Here is a 22,567-nt window from a genome sequence, read left to right as displayed (position 1 = left end):
CGGTTGCATAATCGATCCACTCTGCGCTGTTCATAATATCCAGCTTTTTTTCGATCGTCTGAACTCCGTAATATTGAGAAAATGAAAATGACGGCTTTCCGGAAACTCCTTTTTTAGTTGTTACAATTACAATCCCGTTAGAACCTCTTGATCCGTACATTGCAGTAGAAGCGGCATCTTTTAGCACTTCAATCGATTGCACATCATCCGGAGAAACATTTGCCATATCATCTGCGACCATTCCATCTATTACATAAAGAGGAGAATTACTTGCCGAAATAGAAGCAGAACCACGCACCCTGATTTCTAATGGCTCTCCCGGTTTCCCAGAAGTAGCACGGGTTTTTACTCCCGCAATCTGACCTGTCAAAGCCTGATCAACTCTCGCAATGGGGCGGTCTTTAAAGCTTGCCGTATTTACTTTTCCTACAGCTCCGGTAACTTCTCCTTTTTTTTGTGTGCCGTAAGCAATAACGACTACTTCCTCGATCTCTTTCGTTTTATTATTAGGATTGGTTTGCGTACTATCTTTTGCTTTACCGGACGTTTGTGTTTCCTGGGCGAAGATAAAACCTGTGGTATTTAGTAAAATACCAAGAGTTATTATGGATCTCTTCATTTCGTGATTTGGTGATTATTAAAAATTACTAATATGATTTGTATTAAAATAAAAAGCGAAAAAGTATCATCAAAACCCACATGATATTTCTCATATTTTTATTTTTATAAAAGTATAGTTATCGAAAATTTCTGCTATCCTGCAGTCACCTGCTCAAATCTCTTAAGATAGAAATACAGTCTGATAATTGATGTTTCACAGCTATTTTTTAAGCTAAAAACTTTATTTAAAAAAGAAAAATACTGGCTTATATAGAAAATTTGTTTTAAAATATTTAACATAATCTAAACATTGGCTTTGTTTTTGCCAGGCAAGAGACATGAAAACAATTTTTATCGTAGAAGATGAGACAGGCATCAGAGATGCATTACAATTGCTCCTGTCATTCGAAAATTATGACGTGCGTTCATTTGCCACCGTTGAAGCCTTCAACAATAGAGATCAGTCGGTTGTTCCCGATATTTTTATTTTAGATGTAAGATTACCGGATGGTTCGGGTACAGATTTATGCAATCAGATAAAAAAAGATGAGGCTACCTCAAAAATTCCTGTAATGATCATCAGTGCTCATGCAAAAGCAGAAAATGTGATCAACTCCTGCAATGCCGATGAATTTATTTCTAAACCGTTCGATATTGATGATGTTCTTATAAAAATTGAAACATTAACTGCATAACATTCAATCTATTATATATTAAATACCCTGGAACTTCTTTCAGGGATATTTTATTTTAGGGCCTGTTTAAATTATTGAAAAAACGCAAAGACGCAAGATTTATAAAAGTTCTCTGTTTTTAAGACGCAAGGAGAAAATCAAAGATTTTCTTTTATAATGCTGATCAATTTTATCGAAGATAAAATCCTTGCGCCTTAAAGCATACTATAGTTAAACAATTTTGCGCCTTTGCGAAAAACCAATCATGAAATTCATATTTATTAATTTTTAAACAGACTCTTATTAAAACTTAGAGCCTGTTAAAATTTATTTAATCTTTTTTATAAACTATCTCTTAATTCTCTAAATTAAATAAACTTTGTTTATTCTTATCTTTAACATTAAGAATTTTAGATAATTAAGCTGAATATGATTAAGGCAACAATGAATTGTTTTTTATTAAGTTTTGTAAGCTAAAAGGTCTTAATTTCTTAATGTTAAAAATATATTCAATATTTAAAAAACTACTTTATTTTTGAGGGCAATGTGATTTTTATAATCAATATTTTTCAATACTTTTGTGTTACGCTTTAGGGGTATTCTGAAAAGAATTGAGAGAGTCCCTTTGAACCTGATACGGCTTACACCGACGTAGGGAAAAGCAATGAGCCATATTCTTCATGACGGCTGTTGTTCCGGATTTATCCTAAAGCTTTTATTGATAAAAAATAATAGAATGGAAAATAATCTTTGGAGCAATATCGTTCAGGTACGAAACGCATCTCCCCTCGTTCACAGCATCACCAATTATGTTGTGATGAACACCACCGCAAATGCAGTTCTGGCAATTGGCGCATCACCGATCATGGCTCATGCAAAATCTGAAGTGGAAGAAATGGTAAACATTTCAAATTCTTTGGTTATCAACATCGGTACAATTGATGAATACTGGGAAGAAGCGATGCTTCTGGCTGCAAAAAAAGCAAACGAATTACACAAACCCTGGATTTTAGATCCTGTAGGAGCCGGAGCGTCATCTTTCCGGGATTCGGCTTTAAGCAAGATTCTTTCTTTTAATCCTACAGTAATCAGAGGAAATGCTTCCGAAATTATTGCTCTTTCAAAAACCAGCAATACAATTACAAAAGGCGTCGACAGTACCGCACAAAGCAATGAAGCCATAGAAGCCGCTAAAATATTAGCACAAAATCATAAATCCATAATTTGTATTTCAGGTGAAACCGATATCATAATCAATGAAACTCAGGAAATACATTTAAAAAACGGCGATCCGATGATGACCAAAGTTACCGGGCTCGGTTGTACAGCAACTGCATTGATCGGTTCTTTTATCGGAGTCATTGAAAACAAAACTGACGCAGTTGTCTCTGCAATGAGCCTATTGGGAATAGCCGGAGAAATAGCCGCTGAACAGAGTGCAGGTCCCGGAAGTTTGCAACTCAACATTATTGATAAACTGTACAATATTACAGAAGATGAATTTTATAATCATTTAAAAATGGTAAAGCAATGACTTTAAAATCATCATTTCCTTATCAGCTTTATTTAGTCATTTCAGAGAAAGATTGTTTAGGAAAAGACTTTCTTAAAGTTGCAGAACAATCGATTCTGGGCGGTGTTGATATCATTCAGCTGCGTGAAAAAAATATTTCAACAGAAAATTTTCTTCAAAAAGCATTAGCTTTAAAAGAGATTACCGATAAATATAATATTCCGCTTATTATTAATGATCATTTTGAAGTTGCCGAAAAAGTTGGTTCAGCAGGAATTCATGTCGGGAATAACGACAGATCTCCGTCAAGTCTGAGAAATGATTTATTTTTTAAAAATAAAATGATCGGCTATTCCATTGAATATCTAAGTCAATTGGAAGGTGTAAATACAGAATTATCAGATTACCTAGGAATCAGTCCGATATTTAGCACCCAAACCAAAAAAGACACCGTGACAGAATGGGGATTGGAAGGTTTATCAAAAATAAGATCTCTTACAGACAAGCCACTTGTTGCCATCGGAAATATCAATTCTAAAAATGCAGCTTCAATTATAAAAGCCGGCGCAGATTCTTTAGCTATTGTATCTGCCATTTGTGGTTCTGAAAATCCTGAAAAAGCAGCCTACGAAATTAAAAACGAAATATTAAAATGAAAAAATACACTTACCCAACCGTTCTTACCATTGCAGGTTTCGATGGAAGCGGCGGTGCAGGAATACAGGCAGATATCAAAACGTTTTCAGCTTTGGGATGCTATGCAACATCGGTACTTACTGCACTTCCCGTTCAAAATACAATGGGTGTTAGAAAAATATATCCTGTTCCGACTGAAGCTGTTGCAGACCAGATAAAAGCTGTGCTTGATGATATTTTTCCTGATGCTATTAAAATTGGGATGGTTCATACCTCTCAATTGGTTGAAACCATTGTAAATACTTTAAAAAAATATCCAAAAATCCCGATTGTATTTGATCCTGTGATGGTTGCGACAAGCGGACATCGGTTGATTGAAGAAGAAACCATTCAGACGATTGTTGAACAATTATTCCCCATTGCAGAAATTATTACCCCAAATATGGACGAAGCTTCGATCCTGGCAAAAATGGAAGTTAAAACTTTAGAAGATATGCAAAAAGCCGGTGAAAAAATTTTACAATCGGGTTGTAAAAATATCCTTCTTAAAGGCGGACATCAGGAATTGCCAACCGTTACTTCATTATTATTTGAAGAAAATGGCAAACAATCTAGTTTTGAAACTATAAAATTTGCAACAAACAACACTCACGGTTCCGGATGTACGCTTTCTTCGGCTATTGCTGCTTTTATAGCGAGAGGTGAAAATCTATTCAATTCTGTTGAATCAGCACAGCAATATGTTTTTGAAGCTATTAAAAACGGAAAAGATGTTGCCGTCGGAAAAGGAAATGGTCCGCTTAATCACTTTTTTAATCCCCATAAATTAATTAAAAATGAATTGGTCTGAACTAACCTGGAAACAAACTGAAGAACGATATCAAGCTATTCTTACCATGCCTTTTGTCTCCCAATTGGCAGACGGAAGCCTTCCCAAAGAAAAATTTCAGTTTTATATGGCTCAGGATTCTTTATATCTGGAACATTTTGGAAGAGCATTGGCACTGATTGCAGCAAGAGCACATGACATCAGAAACACTTTAAAATACCTGAAATATGCAGRAACCGCAATCATCGTAGAAAATGCGCTGCATGAATCTTATTTTAAAGATTTTGGTTTACAGGATAAAGGTAAAATGCAGCCTGTATGTCACCATTATGTACATTTTCTCAAAAGCACAGCTGCGCTCGATTCTGTCGAAATAGCTATGGCAGCAGTATTACCTTGCTTCTGGATCTATAAAAAAGTAGGTGATCACATTTACAAGAACGTAAAATCTGAAAATAATCCTTACCAAAAATGGATTGAAACTTATGGTGGTGAAGAATTTGCAGATGCCGTTCAACAGGCGATTAACATCTGCGATGTGGTGGCTGCTGCTACAACTCATGCCATCAGAGAAAAAATGACTGAGGCTTTTTTAACTTCCTCACGAATGGAATACTATTTCTGGGAAGCTGCTTATGATAACAAAAACTGGATTTGAATTTAGAAATAATAATTAAAAGTAAAACGGATGTTACAAAATATACATCCGTTTTTTTATTTTTAAATTGTTCTAAACTTTTTATCAATTAAAAACAAAAAAATCCTCAAGCTTACGCCTGAGGATTTATATTCAAATCAGTTTGTGACTGCTTATTTTACTTCTTCGAAGTCTGCATCCTGAACATCATCTGCTCCGTTTGCATTTCCTTGAGATTGTCCTGCATCTGCACCCTGACCTTGCTGTCCTGCTGCATACATTTCTTCTGAAGCTGCCATCCAAGCTGCATCAAGAGCTTCGGTTTTAGCTTTTACATCATCTCCGTTTTTAGCTTCGAAAGCTGCTTTTAATTCTGTGTGAGCGGTTTCGATTGCTGCTTTTTTGTCTGCAGACAATTTATCACCAAACTCTTTCAACTGCTTTTCAGTCTGGAAGATCAATCCGTCAGCTTTGTTGAAGATTTCAACTTCTTCTTTTCTCTTGTTGTCTGCTGCAGAATTTTCCTGAGCTTCTTTCTTCATTCTTTCGATTTCTTCGTCAGAAAGACCAGAAGAAGCCTGAATTTTGATAGACTGCTCTTTACCAGTACCTTTATCTTTAGCAGAAACGCTTAAGATTCCATTCGCATCAATATCGAAAGTAACTTCAATCTGAGGAACTCCTCTTTGTGCAGGCGGAATATCTGTAAGGTCAAATCTACCGATTTCTTTGTTATCGTTGAACATTGGTCTTTCACCCTGTCCTACTCTGATGCTTACAGCCGGCTGGTTGTCAGAAGCTGTAGAGAAAACTTCAGATTTTTTGGTTGGTATCGTAGTGTTTGCATCAATTAATTTAGTGAAAACTGAACCCATCGTTTCGATACCTAAAGAAAGTGGTGTAACGTCTAATAAAAGAACGTCTGTAACGTCTCCTGTCAAAACTCCACCTTGGATTGCTGCACCGATTGCTACAACCTCATCCGGGTTAACCCCTTTTGAAGGCTTTTTACCGAAGAATTTTTCAACTTCTTCCTGGATGATCGGGATTCTTGTAGAACCACCTACCAAGATTACTTCGTCGATATCTGAAGTTGATAAACCTGCATCTTTCAATGCTTTTGCAACAGGCTCCATAGATCTTCTTACCAAATCAGCAGATAACTGCTCAAATTTAGCTTTAGTTAAAGTCTTTACTAAGTGTTTCGGACCTGTAGCTGTAGCTGTGATATAAGGAAGGTTGATTTCAGTTTGCGGAGAAGAAGACAATTCGATTTTTGCTTTTTCTGCTGCTTCTTTTAATCTTTGAAGAGCAATTGCGTCAGCTTTTAAATCAACACCTTCTTCAGACTGGAATTCAGAAGCCATCCAGTTGATGATTACATCATCAAAATCGTCACCCCCTAAGTGTGTATCACCGTTTGTAGACAATACTTCGAAAACTCCGTCTCCCAAATCAAGGATAGAAATATCGAAAGTACCACCTCCTAAATCGTACACTGCAATTTTCTGATCTTTGTGAGATTTATCCATACCATAAGCCAAAGCTGCTGCTGTAGGCTCGTTGATGATTCTTTCTACTTTAAGACCAGCAATTTCACCAGCTTCTTTTGTAGCTTGTCTCTGAGCATCGTTAAAGTAAGCAGGAACAGTGATTACCGCTCTTGTTACTTCCTGCCCAAGGTAATCTTCAGCAGTTTTCTTCATTTTCTGAAGCGTCATTGCAGAAATTTCCTGTGGCGTATATTCTCTGTCGTCGATTTTTACTTTTACAGTATCATTTGGTCCTGCAACAACTTCATAAGGTACTCTTGAAATTTCCTGAGCATCCTCTTTGAAGTGAGTTCCGATAAATCTTTTGATAGAATATACTGTTTTCTTCGGGTTTGTTACCGCCTGTCTTTTTGCAGGATCTCCTACTTTTCTTTCACCATCTTCAGTAAACGCTACGATAGAAGGTGTCGTTCTTTTACCTTCTGCATTAGGGATAACTACAGCATCTTTACCTTCCATTACTGCAACGCAAGAGTTGGTTGTACCTAAGTCTATTCCGATAATTTTACTCATAATATTTATATTTTTTCTAATTTTTAAAATTTATTTTACACTCACAATTTCTCAATATCTGTACCATTAGATTTTTTGTGACAAATTGACATAAAAAAAACAAAACTCCGATTTAATCGAAGTTTTGTTTTAATAAAGCTGGAAATATTTTCACTTATTTTTTGATGAATTTCATAGACTTTATAAAGTTTTTATCATTATAAGTTCTTACATAATACACCCCGGAAGCAAAATCTTTTACATCAATTTTATCGGTTTCATTTTTAATGAAAGCTTTTTTAACCAATCTTCCTTCAGCATTGAATATTTCTACCTCATTAATCTTCACTAATGGTGATGCTATTGAAATATACTGTGTGGTCGGATTTGGAAATAGATTTATTGAATTAGCCTTTTCAACCTCGTTAACTGATAAAAAAGTACAAGCATTAGAATTTAAAAGACTGGCTCTCGGTCCATTCATCGTGTTTGTCTTAATTGTTTTCTGATCGTTTGTAAAAAATGCCATTTCTGTATCTGTTACATAATCCATAAAATTCATAAACATAGCTCCGTTTGCGGTCGGATTACACATATTAGAATTATCCGGAAAAACATTTCCACCATAGTGTGCATCATTTATAGCAGGTGTATCTGCACAACCGTCGTCGTTATCTAGATCTCCACAAAGACTGTAATCTTCACCCCACGGATGCAAAAGCCCAAAATAATGACCAATCTCGTGTGTTGCAGTTCTACCTCCATTATAAGGATATTCTGCAGAGCCGATTGTTCCAAAATAATTGTAACCTATTGCCAAACCATCTTCAGGATAACCCGCTGCATCTGGTAAATAAGCCCATCCTAAATAAGGACTAGGCATATCTCCTACCCAAATATTTAAATATTTTGTAGGATCCCAAGCCAAAAGTCCCGCAGCTTTGTAATAATTATTGGGAAAATTAAAACCTGCAGTTACAGACTTTCTTTCTATACCTGTAGTAGTTGTACCATCACTTTTCACTGTTGCTAAACAGAAAACGAGTTCCAGATCAGCTCCAAAAGGCTTGAATGCATCGGGAACTACAGAGTTATAATCTGTATTTAATTTTCTAAAGTCAGCATTAAGTACTGCAATTTGCGAAGCAATCTGAGCATCAGAGATATTTTGGTCTGCATTTTTATACAGAACATGTACCACAACAGGAATAGTTACAACTGTTTGTGTATTTTTAGCAGTTGTATTTTTAGTTGTTAAATAATTTCTTAAATCTTGTTTCTTCGCTAATGCATCAGGATTGTTTGCAAAAAACTCTTTCATTTTCTGATCAGTTGCGCAAAATCTTTGACCATTAACACCCGTAATCATCAAAATTGCAAGCAATAATAGATATTTTTTCATTTTAAATTAATTTAATAGGCGAATGTAAATAATTTATACAATAGCAACCAAAAAAATTAAAAATCATAAAATAAATATTGAAGCCATTTAAACTTTTCCTATAAAAAAGGCTTGCCTATTTTTGTGTTGCAAAACATAAAAAAACAAAGCAAGCCAATGATGTACCAAGTACTTGACAAAGATATAATAGAAACTGAGATCGTACCAAATCTTCCGACCCCAAAACGAGGATTTTTACCGAGAGTTCCTTTGGCGGAGATTGTTAACTGTATTTTATATAAGCTTAAAACAGGCGTTCAATGGGCATATTTACCTGTAAAAAGTCTTTTTGAAGATAAAGTTTTAAGCTATCAAAGTGTCTTCTATCATTATCGTAAATGGTGTATAGGGAATATTTGGGAAGATTGCTGGATACAATTATTATCCAAAAACAAATCCAAGTTGGATTTATCAAGTGGAGATTTAGATGGCAGCCATACATCAGCTTTAAGAGGAGGAGAAGAGGTAGCTTATCAAGGACGAAAAAAGAGAAAGACAAGCACTGCCCTTTATTTTACGGACAGACAAGGGTTGCCTTTGGCAATGTCCGATCCTATTTCTAGGAATCACAACGATCTTTATCATATTGAGACCTATTTTGATCAAATCACCCAAACGTTAGAGAAAGCAGATATTGCTATAGAAGGATTGTTTATGAATGCAGATTCGGGTTTTGATTCCGGGAATTTCAGAAAGCATTGTGAGGATAAAGAAATTATAGCCAATATTGCTTTCAACAAACGGAATGGAACAGATACGGAAGATTATTATTTTGATGAAATTTTATATAGACAAAGATATGCTATAGAGAGAACTAATGCTTGGCTAGACAGTTTCCGATCATTGCTTAATCGTTTTGACACAACAGTATCGAGTTGGAAGTCTTTTAATTATATCGCTTTTATGGTTATAGCTCTCAACAAATTTTATAAATCTAAAAAAGTTTAAATGACCTCATTGCATAAAACAATAAAAATTACAATTTAACTTTATTTTTTTTCTAAATTTAATATGAAAAATTTTAAAGAGATAATTGTTTGCTTCAACTAAAGATTTAATTAAGAATTAACTTTAGATCCCTGCAAACAAAAAGTTTTATTCCTATTTTTGATAAATTTTACACCCAAATATGTCTTTACATTTTAATCCCAGAGATGTTACCTGGTTAGCGTTTAACGAAAGAGTTTTACAAGAAGCAATGGACGAAAACGTGCCGCTTCATCTCAGAATTCGTTTTCTCGGGATTTTCTCAAATAATCTGGATGAATTTTTCAGAGTGCGTGTTGCCGGTCTGAAACGTGCAATGGATTTTAAAGAAAAAGTAATCGCAGAATCGTTTTATCAGCCACCATCAAAGATTCTTCAGAGAATCAACGAGATTGTCATTACACAGCAGGCTGACTTCGATAAAACCTGGAAAAAAATTCAGATTGAAATGGCTGAGCAGAAAGTTTTCATTAAAACTTCTAAAAACCTCAGTGTCAAACAGAAAGAGTTTGTACGCCAATATTTTGATGAAGTGGTAGAATCGAATGTGATCCCGATCCTTCTTCACGAAAATACGCCAATGCCTTACATGAGAGACAAAAGTCTTTATCTGGGTGTTGCCATGCGAAAAAAAGACTGGAATTACCACAGCAACTATGCAATTATTGAGATCCCGTCACGTTTTGTAGGAAGGTTTGTTTTGTTGCCTACCGAAGATCCCGAAGAAAAGAACGTCATGCTGCTTGAAGATGTCATTACATTCAACCTTCCGCATATATTTTCTTATTTCGGGTACGACGAGTTTTCTGCCCATGCTTTTAAAGTAACGAAAGATGCAGAAATGGATATTGATAACGACATCAAAACCAATTTTGCAGAAAAAATAGAAAAAGGGCTGAAAAACCGTAGAAAAGGGAAGCCTACCCGTTTTGTTTTTGATAAAGATATGGATAAAGCAATGCTCGAATTGCTCATTCGAAAATTAAATTTAAGTAAAAAAGACAGCATTATTCCCGGTGGAAAGATTCATAATTTTAAACATTTTATGGATTTTCCTGACGTGATTGAATACAGCAAAAAACCGGTAGAAAGAACTTCTTTTACCCATCAGGCTTTTGAGCATGGCGAGAGAGTGACAGATGTTATTATGAAACAAGATGTTTTACTGAGTTTTCCGTACCATACTTATACTCCTGTCATCGATTTGTTGCGTGAAGCTGCGATGGATCCCGATGTGAAATCTATCCAGATTACTGCTTATCGTTTGGCGAGCAATTCAAAAATAAGCAATGCGCTGATTTATGCTGCCAGAAACGGGAAAGAAGTAACGGTAATGCTCGAGCTTCAGGCAAGATTTGATGAAGAATCGAATCTTATGTGGAAAGAGATGTTTGAACCCGAAGGAATTAACGTTTTAATAGGAATTCCGGACAAAAAAGTACATGCCAAATTGTGCATCATCAAAAAACGGGTACATAATAAAACCCTGCAATATGGTTTTGTAAGCACAGGAAATTTTAACGAAAAAACGGCAAAAATCTATGGCGATCATTTGATAATGACTTCAGACAGAGGGATTATGGCAGATATCAATAAGGTTTTCACAGTACTCAAAAAACCGAAAGAAGATTATTTATCGGTTCTAAAAACCTGTAAGAAGCTTTTGGTATGTCCGCAATTTATGCGTGAAAAAATCGTGCATTATATTGATAAAGAAATTGAAGAAGCCAAAGCCGGAAGAAAAGCAGAAATAATCATCAAGGCAAATTCTGTAAGCGACCGTGCCTTAATTACTAAAATGTACGAAGCTGCGCAAGCCGGAGTGATGATCAGAATGATTGTAAGAGGAATTTACTGCGCGATCAATCAGAAAGAATTTAAGCAGAAAATTAAAGCCATAAGTATTGTTGACGAATATCTGGAGCATGCAAGAGTGATGTATTTTTATAACAAAGGTTCTGAAGACATCTACATTTCTTCTGCCGACTGGATGAACAGAAACTTAGATTACAGGATAGAAGCAGCAGCAAAAATAGTTGACAAGAATCTTAAGAAAGAGCTTAAAGATATTCTCGACATTCAGTTAAAAGACAATGTAAAGGCAAGAATTTTAGATAAAAAGCTGAGCAATAAATACATCAGCAACGGTGAAGCAGAATGCCGGTCACAAATTGAAACCTACAAATACCTGAAAGCAAAAACTACAGTGAAATAAATTCATTATAAAAAGGAAAAAATAATATTTTCGTAAATTCGGATTTTTAAAAAATACAAATTAAAATCAACCAACTGAAATTCAATAAAATACATTCAAAATGATCATTGCAGCGATAGACATAGGAAGTAATGCAGCCCGACTTTTAATTAATGAAGTAAAAATTCAAAACAGAAAACCTGAGTTTATTAAATTAAATCTTCTGAGAATACCGCTGCGATTGGGAATGGATGTCTTTACCCTTGGAAAAATCGGTGAAGAAAGAGAAAAAATGGTCATTGATTCTATGAAAATTTTCAGTGATCTGATGAAAATATACAAAGTAGAACATTACCGCGCCTGTGCAACCAGTGCAATGCGTGACGCAGAAAACGGACAGGAAATCATCAAAATAGTAAAAGAAACTTCAGATATAGATATTGAAATTATTTCCGGTGACGAAGAAGCTACTTTAGTCTACGAAAACCACGTTGCAGAAGGTCTCGACAAAGATTTTGCCTATCTTTATGTAGATGTTGGAGGCGGTTCTACAGAACTTACTTTTTATGAAAACGGAAAAATGGTTTACGAGAGATCTTTCAACATCGGAACGATCAGACTGCTCAACGATCTGGTGAGTGAAGACAACTGGAAGGAAATGAAAGAGGAAATCCGGAAAAATATCAACAGCAAAAAGCCGATTGTTGCGATTGGTTCGGGAGGAAACATCAACAAAGCTTTCTCGATGAGCAAAACCAAAGACGGAAAACCCATGTCTGCGACCTATCTGAAAAAAATCCACAAAGAAATCAATGCGCTTACCGTAGATGAAAGAATGAGCAAATACAATCTGAGACAGGATCGTGCAGATGTTTTGGGACATGCTTTGAAAATCTACAACAACGTCATGACCTGGTCTGAAATCAGCAGGATTTTTGTGCCTAAAATTTCTGTAGCGGATGGGTTGATTCATAATATTTATGAGAAGGTTTCGGGAAAATAAAAACCTATTTTTTCTGCTTAAAAAAAATTAATATTAAATTTAGCAACCAAATAGTGTCATTTAAAAATGTGATGCTGTTAAAGAGATACATTATTTTCAAAAAAAGAAAATTCACATTATCTTAAAACTATTGTTTAAAACATTTATTAAATAAGAAATGAGCAATAAAGACATAAAAGCACATTGGGAAACAGTTTATGAAACTAAAAACCAGGATCAGGTAAGTTGGACTCAGGAAATTCCAAAAACTTCGCTTGACTTCATTTCTTCTTTTAATATAGACAAAAGCGCTAAAATTATTGATATTGGCGGCGGAGACAGCAAACTTGCTGATTATTTGCTTGAAAACGGTTTTGAAAACATTACCGTTTTAGATATTTCTGAAAAAGCACTTGAAAAGGCAAAAATTCGTCTCGGCGATAAAGCTAAAAAAGTAAATTGGATAGTAAGCGATATTATCGACTTTCAGCCAACAACAACTTTTGACGTTTGGCATGATCGCGCAAGCTTCCATTTTTTGACAACAGATGAGCAAATTTCAAAGTATACAGATCTGGCAAAAAAATCTGTAAAAGGTTTTATGATTTTAGGAACATTTTCAACAAACGGACCTACAAAATGTAGCGGACTCGACATTACACAATACAGTGAAGAAACATTGACCGATAAATTCAAAAATGATTTTGACAAAATTGCATGTATCACCGAAAATCATCAAACACCTTTTAATACGATACAAAATTTCCTGTTTTGCAGTTTTAAAAGAAAAGAAAATTAGCAAAATAAAATCCTGCTAAAAAATCCTACAAAGTTTTAAAAAATTGGCGTTTGCTAAATCTTATTAAGAAAATTAACAATAACTTAAAGAATCCCAATCATTTTAAATAAAATATTAATTATTTCTTAAAATTCCCTTAAAAGCCTCACAACTTACAATCTTCATTTTTGCAATAATCTAAAAATTAGTAAAAATGAAAAACAAATACCTTTTGAGAGGTCTTTTGCCGATTGCTGCTTTATTTCATGGCGCAGTTTCAGGACAAAGTACATTGGTTCACTACTGGAATTTTAATAATAATGCGTCGGTTTCCGCCATTACAACGCCTACTTCTACACTTTTAAATGGCTCAATCACCGCAACTTCTACTGGAACAGGAAACACAGATACTTTTATTGATTTTGCGGGAGGTACAAACCAAAACTTTAATGTTGATAATTTAAATGCAAGAAACGGAGACGCTTCGGGAACGCATTTGAGGTACAACTATCCGATCAACGGAAATGTGAAGTTTAATTTGCCTACAACAGGATATAATAATGTTATTGTAAAATTTTCTACCAGAAGATCAGGTTCCGGAGCAGGAACTCAGACGTGGTCTTATTCTTTAGATGGAACAACGTACACAACCTACCAAACGGTATCTCCGCAAGATGCAAATCCGCAATTGATTACATTTGATTTTTCGAATGTTGCAGGCGTTTCAAACAATCCTAATTTCAAGCTTAAAGTTGAGTTTTCACAGGGAATAGGAGGCGCAGTCGGAAACAACAGATTCGACAACTTCACTGTTGATGCCACATCAATCGGCGGAGTTGACACGACTCCACCAACGGTTGCTTATTTACCTGCAAATAATGTGAACAACGCTTCAACAACAGTAAATCCTACAATTACTTTCAACGAAAACGTAAGGTTGATTGACAACTCTGCGATTACTTCTGCAAATGCACAAAATTTAGTTGAATTAAAATTAAATAATGCTACAGGAAACACAGTTCCTTTTACGACAACTTTCACCAACAATACCATTACGGTAATTCCTTCAGGCGGTTTGCTTCCCAGTCAGGCTTATTATTTAGCTTTAAAACTAAATATGGTTGAAGACACAAGTGATAACGCAGTTACAACCGCAACGTCAAGTACTTTTACAACGGCAGGAACAAGTATTTCTTTAGATAAAACTTTAATTAAAATCAACGAAAATGCAGGAACTTTAGCATTTAAAATCAATATTAATAATCCTTCGAATGCAACGGTAGATTTGGTTGTAAAACCTGCTTCTTTCAACACCGCAAACAGCAGCGATTTTACATTTACAAGTCAGACAATCAATATTACACCTTCAACGACAAGCATAACGGTAAATATTCCGATTATTGATGATACAGCAGCAGAACAACAGGCAGAATATTTTGTTTTAGGTTTAGAAAATCCTGTAGGAACGGCAATTACAGGAGACACTACTTCTACAATTTATATTATTGATAATGATAAAGCGGCTCCGGTTCCTTCAAACCAGATTTCGTTAAATTATATCGGAAGTTTTGACCCTTCAGGAAATAATAACAGCTCGACGGAAATTGTAGTTCATGATGCGGCAACTCAGAGATTATTTACGATCAGTTCTTTGACGGATGTTTTTGATATTATAAATTTCTCAAATCCTGCACAACCATCTGTTATTCAGACAGTAGATATGGCTCCTTACGGCGGAATTACAAGTATCGCTGTGAAAAACGGAATCGTTGCTGTAGCTTCTCCAAACGCAACCAATCCACAAGGAAACGGAAAAGTTGTTTTCTTTGACACCAACGGTGTTTACCTAAAACAGGTTGAAGTTGGGATTTTACCGGATATGGTTACTTTCACACCGGACGGAACAAAAGTAATGACCGCCAATGAAGGTGAACCAAACGATGCTTACACAGTCGATCCTGAAGGTTCAATTTCGATTATTAATATTTCAGGTGGAATTCCGGCTTTAACGCAATCGAATGTAACAACACTTTCTTTCACTGGATACAACGCTCAGGAAGCTGCATTTATCGCCTCAGGCGGAAGAAAAGTAAAATCTACGAGTACTTTAGCCCAGGATTTAGAGCCTGAGTACATTTCAATCAGCGCAGACAGCCAGAAAGCTTGGGTTTCTTGCCAGGAAAACAACGGAATTATTGAGGTTAATTTAGCCAATAATACTTTAGGAAACATTTGGGGATTAGGTAAAAAAGACATGAGTCTTCCAGGAAACGGTTTTGATGCTTCAGACAATAACGGCGAAGTTTTAATTGCAAACTGGCCTGTAAAAGCGTATTACAATCCTGATGCAATGGCTTCTTTCCAGATTGGAAACACCAATTATCTGGTTACCGCAAACGAAGGAGATGAAAAAGATTTAGGCGGATTCAGCGAAAGAACAACAGTTGGAGCAAACGGATATACTTTAGATTCAGCCATTTTCCCGAATGCTTCAATTCTGAAAGCTTCCCATAATTTAGGAAGATTCAGAGTTACGAATGTCAATGGAAATACAGACGGAGACGCAGATTTTGAAGAAATCAATGCTTTAGGAGCAAGATCGTTCTCAATTTTCAATGCAGATACAAAACAACTCGTTTATGACAGCGGAGATCAGTTTGAAAGATACATTGCAGCCAATCATCCATTAATTTTCAACGCTGATAACGAAGAAAACGGAGCAAAAAACCGAAGCCGTGCAAAAGGTCCGGAACCGGAAGGCGTAACTTTAGGAAAAATAGGAACTCAGACTTTTGCATTCATCACTTTGGAAAGAACCGGAGGCGTGATGGTTTATAATGTAACCGATCCGAATAACGTTACGTTTACCGATTACAAACATTCAAGAATGACTTCTGCGTTCGGCGGAGACAACGGTCCGGAAGGAATTACTTATATCGCACCGGAAAGCATTACCAATAATCCAAACGGAAAAGGTTATTTAGTTGTTGCCAACGAAATTAGCGGAACGCTTTCCATCTACGATATCACGATGCCTACGAACTTATCAACCGGAGAAGTGAAGACCGAGAAAGCAACGTTCAACATCTTCCCGAATCCTGTAAACAAAGGAAATACACTGTACTTTAACAGAGCAATGGGTTACGAATTGTATGACATGAGCGGGAAACTTCTTGGAAAAGAGAAAAACGCATTAACCATCGATACTTCAAAATTAAATACGGGAGTTTATTTAATCAAAACTTCAGAAGGTGAAGTGAAGAGGATCATCGTGAAATAATTTTTTTTTACTTAATAATTTACTTTTGTAGCCTCGAAATTTTTTCGGGGCTTTTTTTGGTAGTTATAAAAAAAGTACTAAATTTACTGCACAATATATAAACACAATAATGAAAAAGAAATTTACTACTATGACCGTAGCAATGGTCTCTGCGTTTTATTTTAATCTTAACGCTCAAACAATTAATTTAGATACATCTTTTGGAAACAATGGAATTGTTTCAATACCATTAATTGGCGAAGCTGACGACCTAAAAATAATAGAAAGCTCTGATAATAAGCTTTTAGTTTTTGGAAAAGATATCCCATCAAGTATTTCCATATATCCAAACAAAATTCATAAATTAAACACCAATGGAACTTTCGATACAAGTTTTGGATCAGGTGGCACCATAACACTACCAAATTATGTAAGCGACTTTACAATTGTTCCACAGGGATCAAATAAATTTCTCGTAACATTTCAAAGAACTACAATAGATTCATCTTCAAAAATTAGCATTTTAAGATATGATTTAGCTACAGGACAAATTGATACAACTTTTGGTGTTAATGGTGAATTTACTACTAATTTTGACGGATCAATTGGATTTCGAGACAATATTGCATGTGTGTTATCTGACAATTCAATAATTATATCGACTGGCAGTAAGTTTATAAAGCTATTGTCAAATGGAACTATTGATTTCTCATATGGAAATAATGGAATCATTAATCATCTTAGTGATGGAAATATTCAATTATCAAATTCTGATATTTTAAACTTTTATGATACTAAAATTGAGAAAATAAGCACTACTGGAAACCTAATTAGCTCATTTGGCACCAACGGTACTTTCACCTATCAAAATCCAGGTACATATTCTTCAAAACAAGTATCGGATGGAAGTATTTACAGCTTGGATATAGATGGCTATAATTTTAATAAAATAAGCTATAACGGCGCTTCATCAAATATTGTTTCACTAACCACTGATAATAATACACTTGAATTCTACAGCAATTTTGATTTTGCAGGAGATAAAATATATTTTGTAGGAACAACTTCTACAGATTCACCATTCATCGTCAGCTATGATAATTCTGGCAACCTTATTCCATTGAATTCTCAAAATTCATATAAAGAAATTGCTATTCCAACAGGAAATTACACCTCAATTTTATCAAAAGATAATACATTGTATGTAGGAGGAGACAGAATAGATATCGCTACAAACAAATGGTATTATGTAGTTACTAAATACAATATCACAAATTCAACTCTATCAACAGCTGAAAGTAGGTCTGAAAATTTAATTTCTTTTGAAAATCCGGCTAAATCAAATTTAGTTTACTCTACTAAAGAAATTATAGAAAATATAAAAATATATTCTACCGATGGAAGGCTAATAAAAATTGTAAATAAAAATAATTCTGACATTTCAGAATTAGTAAGTGGTTTCTATCTCTTAAAGGTTGAATTTAAGAATGGAGAAACAGTAACTGAAAAAATTCTTAAGAAATAATATACGAAAGTACTTCTTAAAACAATAAAACCTTGTCAAGGTTAATTTGCATGCGAATTATTACCTTGACAAGGTTCAAAGTCATTCAAACATAAACTCACAAAAAAAGACAGACCTCCAAGATCTGTCTTCAAAAAATATATCGTCGTATTTTTTACTCTACATTTACTACCTTTTCAATTTCAGGAGCGTGCTGTTTGATGGTGTTTTCAACGCCTAATTTCAAAGTTGAGAAATTAAGAGAACAACCTGAACAGTTTCCTAAAAGTTTTACAAAAACAGTATTGTCTTTTACATCCAAAAGCTCAATATCACCGCCGTCTTTATTCAGAAACGGACGAATGCTTTCCAGAGCTTCCATTACTCGGGTTACAGTGTCTTCGTGTGTTATATTTGTCTCCATATTTGGGTTTGGTTTTCAAAAATGTATTTGAAATTATTTTAATTATTTTTTTGGCGAGCAACCTGCCATTGTCGTGATTTTTACCGCTTCAGTCGGAGGAAGAAACTTGTTTCTTTCCACTAAGCTTTCTACCATTTTCTTGGCAGTTTCATTATAAATCTCAGCAATTTTAGAGTTCTCCTGTAAAGCAGCCGGTCTTCCTACATCTCCCGCTTCTCTGATGCTTTGAATTAAAGGAATTTCTCCTAAAACCGGAATATTTAAATCATCCGCTAAATATTGTGCTCCCTGGTTTCCAAAGATATAATATTTATTGTCAGGTAATTCTTCCGGTGTAAAATACGCCATATTTTCCACTAATCCAAGAACCGGAATGTTAATACTTTCCATTTGGAACATAGCGATTCCTTTTCTAACGTCTGCTAAAGCCACGTGTTGAGGTGTACTGACAATCACCGCTCCCGTTACCGGAACTTCCTGAATAATTGATAAATGAATATCTCCGGTTCCCGGAGGAAGGTCGATTAATAAGAAGTCTAATTCTCCCCAAGCTGCATCTCTAATCATCTGGTTCAAAGCTTTTGAAGCCATTGGTCCTCTCCATACAACCGCCTGATTAGCTCCCGAAAAATATCCGATGGAAAGCATTTTCACACCATAATTTTCGATAGGTTTCATTAAGCTTTTTCCGTTTACATCAACAGAAATTGGTTTTTGACCTTCTGTATCAAACATGGTAGGAACAGATGGCCCGTAAATATCGGCATCCAATAAACCCACTTTAAAGCCCATTTTCGCTAAAGTTACCGCAAGGTTTGCAGAAACGGTAGACTTACCAACTCCACCTTTTCCTGATGCGATGGCAATAATATTCTGAATTCCAGGAATTTGTTTTCCTTTGATCTGGCTTAACTGAACTTCGCTTGGTTCCGGAGAAACAATTTTAAGTTTAAGATTAATTTCCTCTCCAAATTCGCTCGCAAAAGCCTGCTTCATTGCTGCCTCAAGCTTTTTCTTTTCGTGCATTGCAGGAGAATGCGCAGTCATATCGATATAAACATCATTTCCCATCAACTGAAAATTCGACACCAAGTCGTCTACTTCAATCTCTTTCAGGAAATTCTGAACTTTTTCTTTAGTCAACATAAAAATATAAATTGTCTACAAATTTACGGATTTTTTAATGATTAGAAATCAATAAAGATGCTGATAGATAAATTCTTTTGCTGAAGGAATTTTTGTGTAATTTAGGGCGATTTTAATTTTAATATCCATGAAAAAAATATTATTCGTTCTGTTAGGATTAATTGCCAATAATTCGTTTTCACAAAATTATTCGCAATATGTAAATCCTTTTATTGGAACGGGCGGTCACGGACATACTTTTCCGGGTGCGATTGTACCTTTCGGAATGGTACAGCTTTCTCCGGACACGAGAATTGACGGAAGCTGGGACGGCTGCAGCGGTTATCATTATTCCGATTCTGTAATTTACGGATTTTCTCATACCCACTTAAACGGAACAGGAGTTTCTGATTACGGAGACATCATGTTGATGCCCACAATGGGAAAACCGGGATTAACGCCGAAAGAATATTCATCAAAATTTTCTCATAAAAATGAAAAAGCTACTGCCGGATTTTATTCTGTTAAATTAGACAAGCACAATATTGATGTTCGTTTAACAACGACCAAAAGAGTCGGTTATCACGAATATAAATTCAACAAAGCCGGAAATGCTAATATTATTTTAGATTTAAATCACAGAGATAAATTGCTTGAAGGCGAAGTTAAAATTATTGACAGCAAAACCATTGAAGTTTTCAGAAGAAGTGAAGCTTGGGCAACGAATCAATACATTTATGCAAGAATTGAGTTTTCAAAACCGATGAAAATTTCAAAAGAATATTTAAACGGTGAAAAAATTGAAGGCATTAGCGAAGGCAAAAAAAAGGTTTCTTTAAATGGAAATAAATTAGCTGTAGCTTTTTCAACTCAAGTAAAAAAAGGAGGAAAAATAAGTGTAAAAGTTGCGATTTCTCCGACGGGTTATGAAGGGGCAGCAAAAAATATGTTAGCTGAAGGAAAATCAAATAATTTCAGTGAAATTCAAAATCAGGCAGTTACAGACTGGAATAAAGAATTGTCAAAAATTGAAGTTAAATCTGATGATAAAAACAAACTGGCAATTTTCTACACGGCAATGTATCATGTTTTCACACAACCGAATATCAATATGGATGTTGACGGAAAATACCGTGGAAGAGACAACAAGTTTTACACAGCAAATGATTTCGGATATTATTCTGTGTTTTCACTTTGGGATACTTTCAGGGGAGCGCATCCTTTGATGACCTTAATCGACAGAAAAAGAACGGCAGATTTCGTTAATACGTTTATTAAACAACGTGAACAGGGCGGAAGAATTCCGGTTTGGGAACTGGCTTCCAACGAAACAGAATGCATGATCGGTTATCATGGTGTTTCTGTAATTGCAGACGCAATGGCAAAAGGAATCACAGGTTTTGATTATGAAAAGGCTTTTGAAGCTGCAAAAAACTCTGCGATGCAGGATATTTTTGGTTTAAATGCATATAAACAGAAAAATTACATCAGCATTGATGATGAACATGAAAGCGTYTCTAAAACGTTGGAATATGCTTATGACGACTGGTGTATCGCTCAAATGGCGAAGATTTTAGGCAAAAAAGAAGATTACGAATATTTTATGAAACGTTCTCAAAACTGGAAAAACCTTTACAATCCGAACAACGGTTTTATGCAGGCAAGAAAGAACGGGAATTGGTACGAACCGTTTGATCCAAATGAAGTGAACAATAATTACACAGAAGGAAATTCTTGGCATTACTCCTACTCTGTTCAGCAAGATATTCCGGGATTAATTCAGACGCATGGCGGAAAGGAAAAATTTGAACAGTTTATTGATGCTATTTTCGCCGCTTCTGATAAAACGACAGGAAGAGAACAAGTGGATATTACAGGTTTAATGGGACAATACGCTCAAGGAAACGAACCAAGTCATCACATCGCTTATCTTTATAATTTCGTTGATAAACCACAAAAAACAGAAGAAAAAATTAAATATATTCTTGATAATTTTTACAAAAACTCTCCGGACGGACTGATTGGAAACGAAGATTGCGGACAAATGAGCGCTTGGTACATTTTGAGCACAATGGGAATCTACTCAGTAACTCCCGGAAAACCTGAATGGGAAACCGTAACACCTTATTTTGATGAGGTTAAACTACATTTAGAAGACGGGACGACCAGAACTATTACCAAAAACACTCCTAAAAGTGAGCTTAAACATTTAGGTTTTGAAAATGTAAAAGTTGCTAAAGATTTAAAATATACAGAACAAACTGCATCTCCTGTGATTGCGGCAGACAGAATCTTTGATTTTACGACTCAGGTAAAAATCACGCCTTTGAATGAAAAAGATAAAGTCTATTACATGACGATGGATGAAGACGACAAAAATGTGAGAAAAACATTTAAAGTCTACAAAGAACCTTTTACCATCAGCAAAACAACACAAGTTTCCACTTATGCCGAAAGAAATGGCGAGAAAAGCGGAATTACAACAGCCAACTTCAACAGAAGGCCCAATCATTGGGATGTAACCATAAACGCAACGGTAAATCCGCAATACACTGCAGGTGGAAAATTAGCAATTATCGATGGAATCAACGGTGATGTCAATTGGAGAAAAGGTGAATGGCAGGGTTATCAGGGACAAACTGTGGAAGCAATTATCGATTTTAAATCTCCACAGCAAATCAATGAAATTTCTTCAACTTATCTACAAGACAGCAGAGCATGGATTTTAATGCCTAAAAAAGTAGAATATTACGCTTCAATGGATGGGAAAACGTTTATTCTTCTGAAAACTTTAGAAAACGACATCGATCCAAAAGATACCAATGTTCAGGTAAAAGATTTCAGAACAACAGTTCTTCCGACTGAGGCACGCTTTGTAAAAGTAAAAGCGTATCATTTCGGAAAACTTCCGGAATGGCATCAGGGAGCAGGTGGAGAAG

The 22,567-nt window shown here is 35.3% G+C and carries 17 protein-coding genes and 1 riboswitch; of the genes, 12 read left to right on the top strand and 5 right to left on the bottom strand.

What is annotated here, in order from left to right; translation table 11 throughout:
• A partial coding sequence (locus AB4Y90_RS04295) for a TonB-dependent receptor plug domain-containing protein (protein ID WP_441556195.1) occupies positions 1-619 on the bottom strand: 619 nt, incomplete at its 3' end.
• Positions 620-938: 319 nt separating this feature from the next.
• On the opposite strand from AB4Y90_RS04295, the gene AB4Y90_RS04290 reads away from it, so the two are divergent.
• From AB4Y90_RS04290 to tenA, 5 genes are all read left to right on the top strand, one after another.
• Positions 939-1,295: a response regulator gene (locus AB4Y90_RS04290; protein ID WP_441556194.1), complete on the top strand. Its 357-nt coding sequence runs from the start codon at positions 939-941 to the stop codon at positions 1,293-1,295.
• Between the two features lie 561 nt (positions 1,296-1,856).
• Positions 1,857-1,949: riboswitch (TPP riboswitch) on the top strand.
• A gap of 61 nt (positions 1,950-2,010) precedes the next feature.
• Positions 2,011-2,808: a hydroxyethylthiazole kinase gene (gene thiM / locus AB4Y90_RS04285; protein ID WP_441556193.1), complete on the top strand. Its 798-nt coding sequence runs from the start codon at positions 2,011-2,013 to the stop codon at positions 2,806-2,808.
• A complete protein-coding gene (gene thiE / locus AB4Y90_RS04280) occupies positions 2,805-3,443 on the top strand; it encodes a thiamine phosphate synthase (RefSeq protein ID WP_441556192.1) in 639 nt (212 codons plus the stop codon). The genes thiM and thiE overlap by 4 nt, the downstream gene beginning before the upstream one ends.
• Positions 3,440-4,273, top strand: coding sequence for a bifunctional hydroxymethylpyrimidine kinase/phosphomethylpyrimidine kinase (thiD, locus tag AB4Y90_RS04275; protein ID WP_441556191.1), 834 nt, complete (start codon positions 3,440-3,442; stop codon positions 4,271-4,273). The genes thiE and thiD overlap by 4 nt, the downstream gene beginning before the upstream one ends.
• Positions 4,260-4,910 carry a thiaminase II gene (gene tenA, locus AB4Y90_RS04270; protein ID WP_441556190.1) on the top strand — a complete coding sequence of 217 codons (651 nt, stop codon included), beginning with the start codon at positions 4,260-4,262 and terminating at the stop codon, positions 4,908-4,910. The genes thiD and tenA overlap by 14 nt, the downstream gene beginning before the upstream one ends.
• Before the next feature lie 152 nt (positions 4,911-5,062).
• Here tenA and dnaK read toward each other — a convergent pair whose 3' ends face one another.
• Both dnaK and AB4Y90_RS04260 read right to left on the bottom strand, forming a co-directional pair.
• Positions 5,063-6,955: a molecular chaperone DnaK gene (gene dnaK, locus AB4Y90_RS04265; RefSeq protein WP_441556188.1), complete on the bottom strand. Its 1,893-nt coding sequence runs from the start codon at positions 6,953-6,955 to the stop codon at positions 5,063-5,065.
• A gap of 154 nt (positions 6,956-7,109) precedes the next feature.
• Positions 7,110-8,336, bottom strand: coding sequence for a zinc-dependent metalloprotease (locus AB4Y90_RS04260; RefSeq protein ID WP_441556186.1), 1,227 nt, complete (start codon positions 8,334-8,336; stop codon positions 7,110-7,112).
• Positions 8,337-8,495: 159 nt separating this feature from the next.
• Here AB4Y90_RS04260 and AB4Y90_RS04255 point away from each other — a divergent pair, with 159 nt between their 5' ends.
• The 6 genes from AB4Y90_RS04255 to AB4Y90_RS04230 all read left to right on the top strand — a co-directional run bounded on the left by AB4Y90_RS04255 (position 8,496) and on the right by AB4Y90_RS04230 (position 18,100).
• The gene (locus AB4Y90_RS04255; protein WP_441556196.1) at positions 8,496-9,323 is read left to right on the top strand and encodes a transposase; all 828 of its coding nucleotides are present in this window, start codon (positions 8,496-8,498) and stop codon (positions 9,321-9,323) included.
• A gap of 181 nt (positions 9,324-9,504) precedes the next feature.
• On the top strand, positions 9,505-11,577 hold the full coding sequence (gene ppk1, locus AB4Y90_RS04250; protein ID WP_441556184.1) for a polyphosphate kinase 1: 2,073 nt from the start codon (positions 9,505-9,507) through the stop codon (positions 11,575-11,577).
• Between the two features lie 100 nt (positions 11,578-11,677).
• Entirely contained in the window at positions 11,678-12,559 is an 882-nt protein-coding gene (locus AB4Y90_RS04245) for a Ppx/GppA phosphatase family protein (RefSeq protein ID WP_441556183.1), read from the top strand.
• A 157-nt stretch (positions 12,560-12,716) separates the two neighbouring features.
• Positions 12,717-13,337: a class I SAM-dependent methyltransferase gene (locus tag AB4Y90_RS04240; protein ID WP_441556181.1), complete on the top strand. Its 621-nt coding sequence runs from the start codon at positions 12,717-12,719 to the stop codon at positions 13,335-13,337.
• A 193-nt stretch (positions 13,338-13,530) separates the two neighbouring features.
• The gene (locus AB4Y90_RS04235) at positions 13,531-16,596 is read left to right on the top strand and encodes a choice-of-anchor I family protein (RefSeq protein ID WP_441556179.1); all 3,066 of its coding nucleotides are present in this window, start codon (positions 13,531-13,533) and stop codon (positions 16,594-16,596) included.
• Between the two features lie 109 nt (positions 16,597-16,705).
• The gene (locus tag AB4Y90_RS04230; RefSeq protein WP_441556177.1) at positions 16,706-18,100 is read left to right on the top strand and encodes a T9SS type A sorting domain-containing protein; all 1,395 of its coding nucleotides are present in this window, start codon (positions 16,706-16,708) and stop codon (positions 18,098-18,100) included.
• A gap of 154 nt (positions 18,101-18,254) precedes the next feature.
• Here AB4Y90_RS04230 and AB4Y90_RS04225 read toward each other — a convergent pair whose 3' ends face one another.
• Together AB4Y90_RS04225 and AB4Y90_RS04220 are read right to left on the bottom strand one after the other, a co-directional pair.
• A complete protein-coding gene (locus AB4Y90_RS04225; protein ID WP_051882657.1) occupies positions 18,255-18,503 on the bottom strand; it encodes a NifU family protein in 249 nt (82 codons plus the stop codon).
• A 42-nt stretch (positions 18,504-18,545) separates the two neighbouring features.
• Complete coding sequence (locus AB4Y90_RS04220; RefSeq protein ID WP_441556175.1) at positions 18,546-19,649, bottom strand: Mrp/NBP35 family ATP-binding protein; 1,104 nt, start codon at positions 19,647-19,649, stop codon at positions 18,546-18,548.
• A 127-nt stretch (positions 19,650-19,776) separates the two neighbouring features.
• On the opposite strand from AB4Y90_RS04220, the gene AB4Y90_RS04215 reads away from it, so the two are divergent.
• The coding region (locus AB4Y90_RS04215; protein WP_441556173.1) for a GH92 family glycosyl hydrolase at positions 19,777-22,567 on the top strand (2,791 nt) is incomplete at its 3' end.

The organism is Chryseobacterium sp. 2TAF14 (assembly GCF_052115105.1).
Taxonomy (GTDB): Bacteria; Bacteroidota; Bacteroidia; order Flavobacteriales; family Weeksellaceae; genus Chryseobacterium.
Note: the sequence above shows the minus strand (reverse complement) of the source record. Positions and strands in the feature narration are given on the sequence as shown.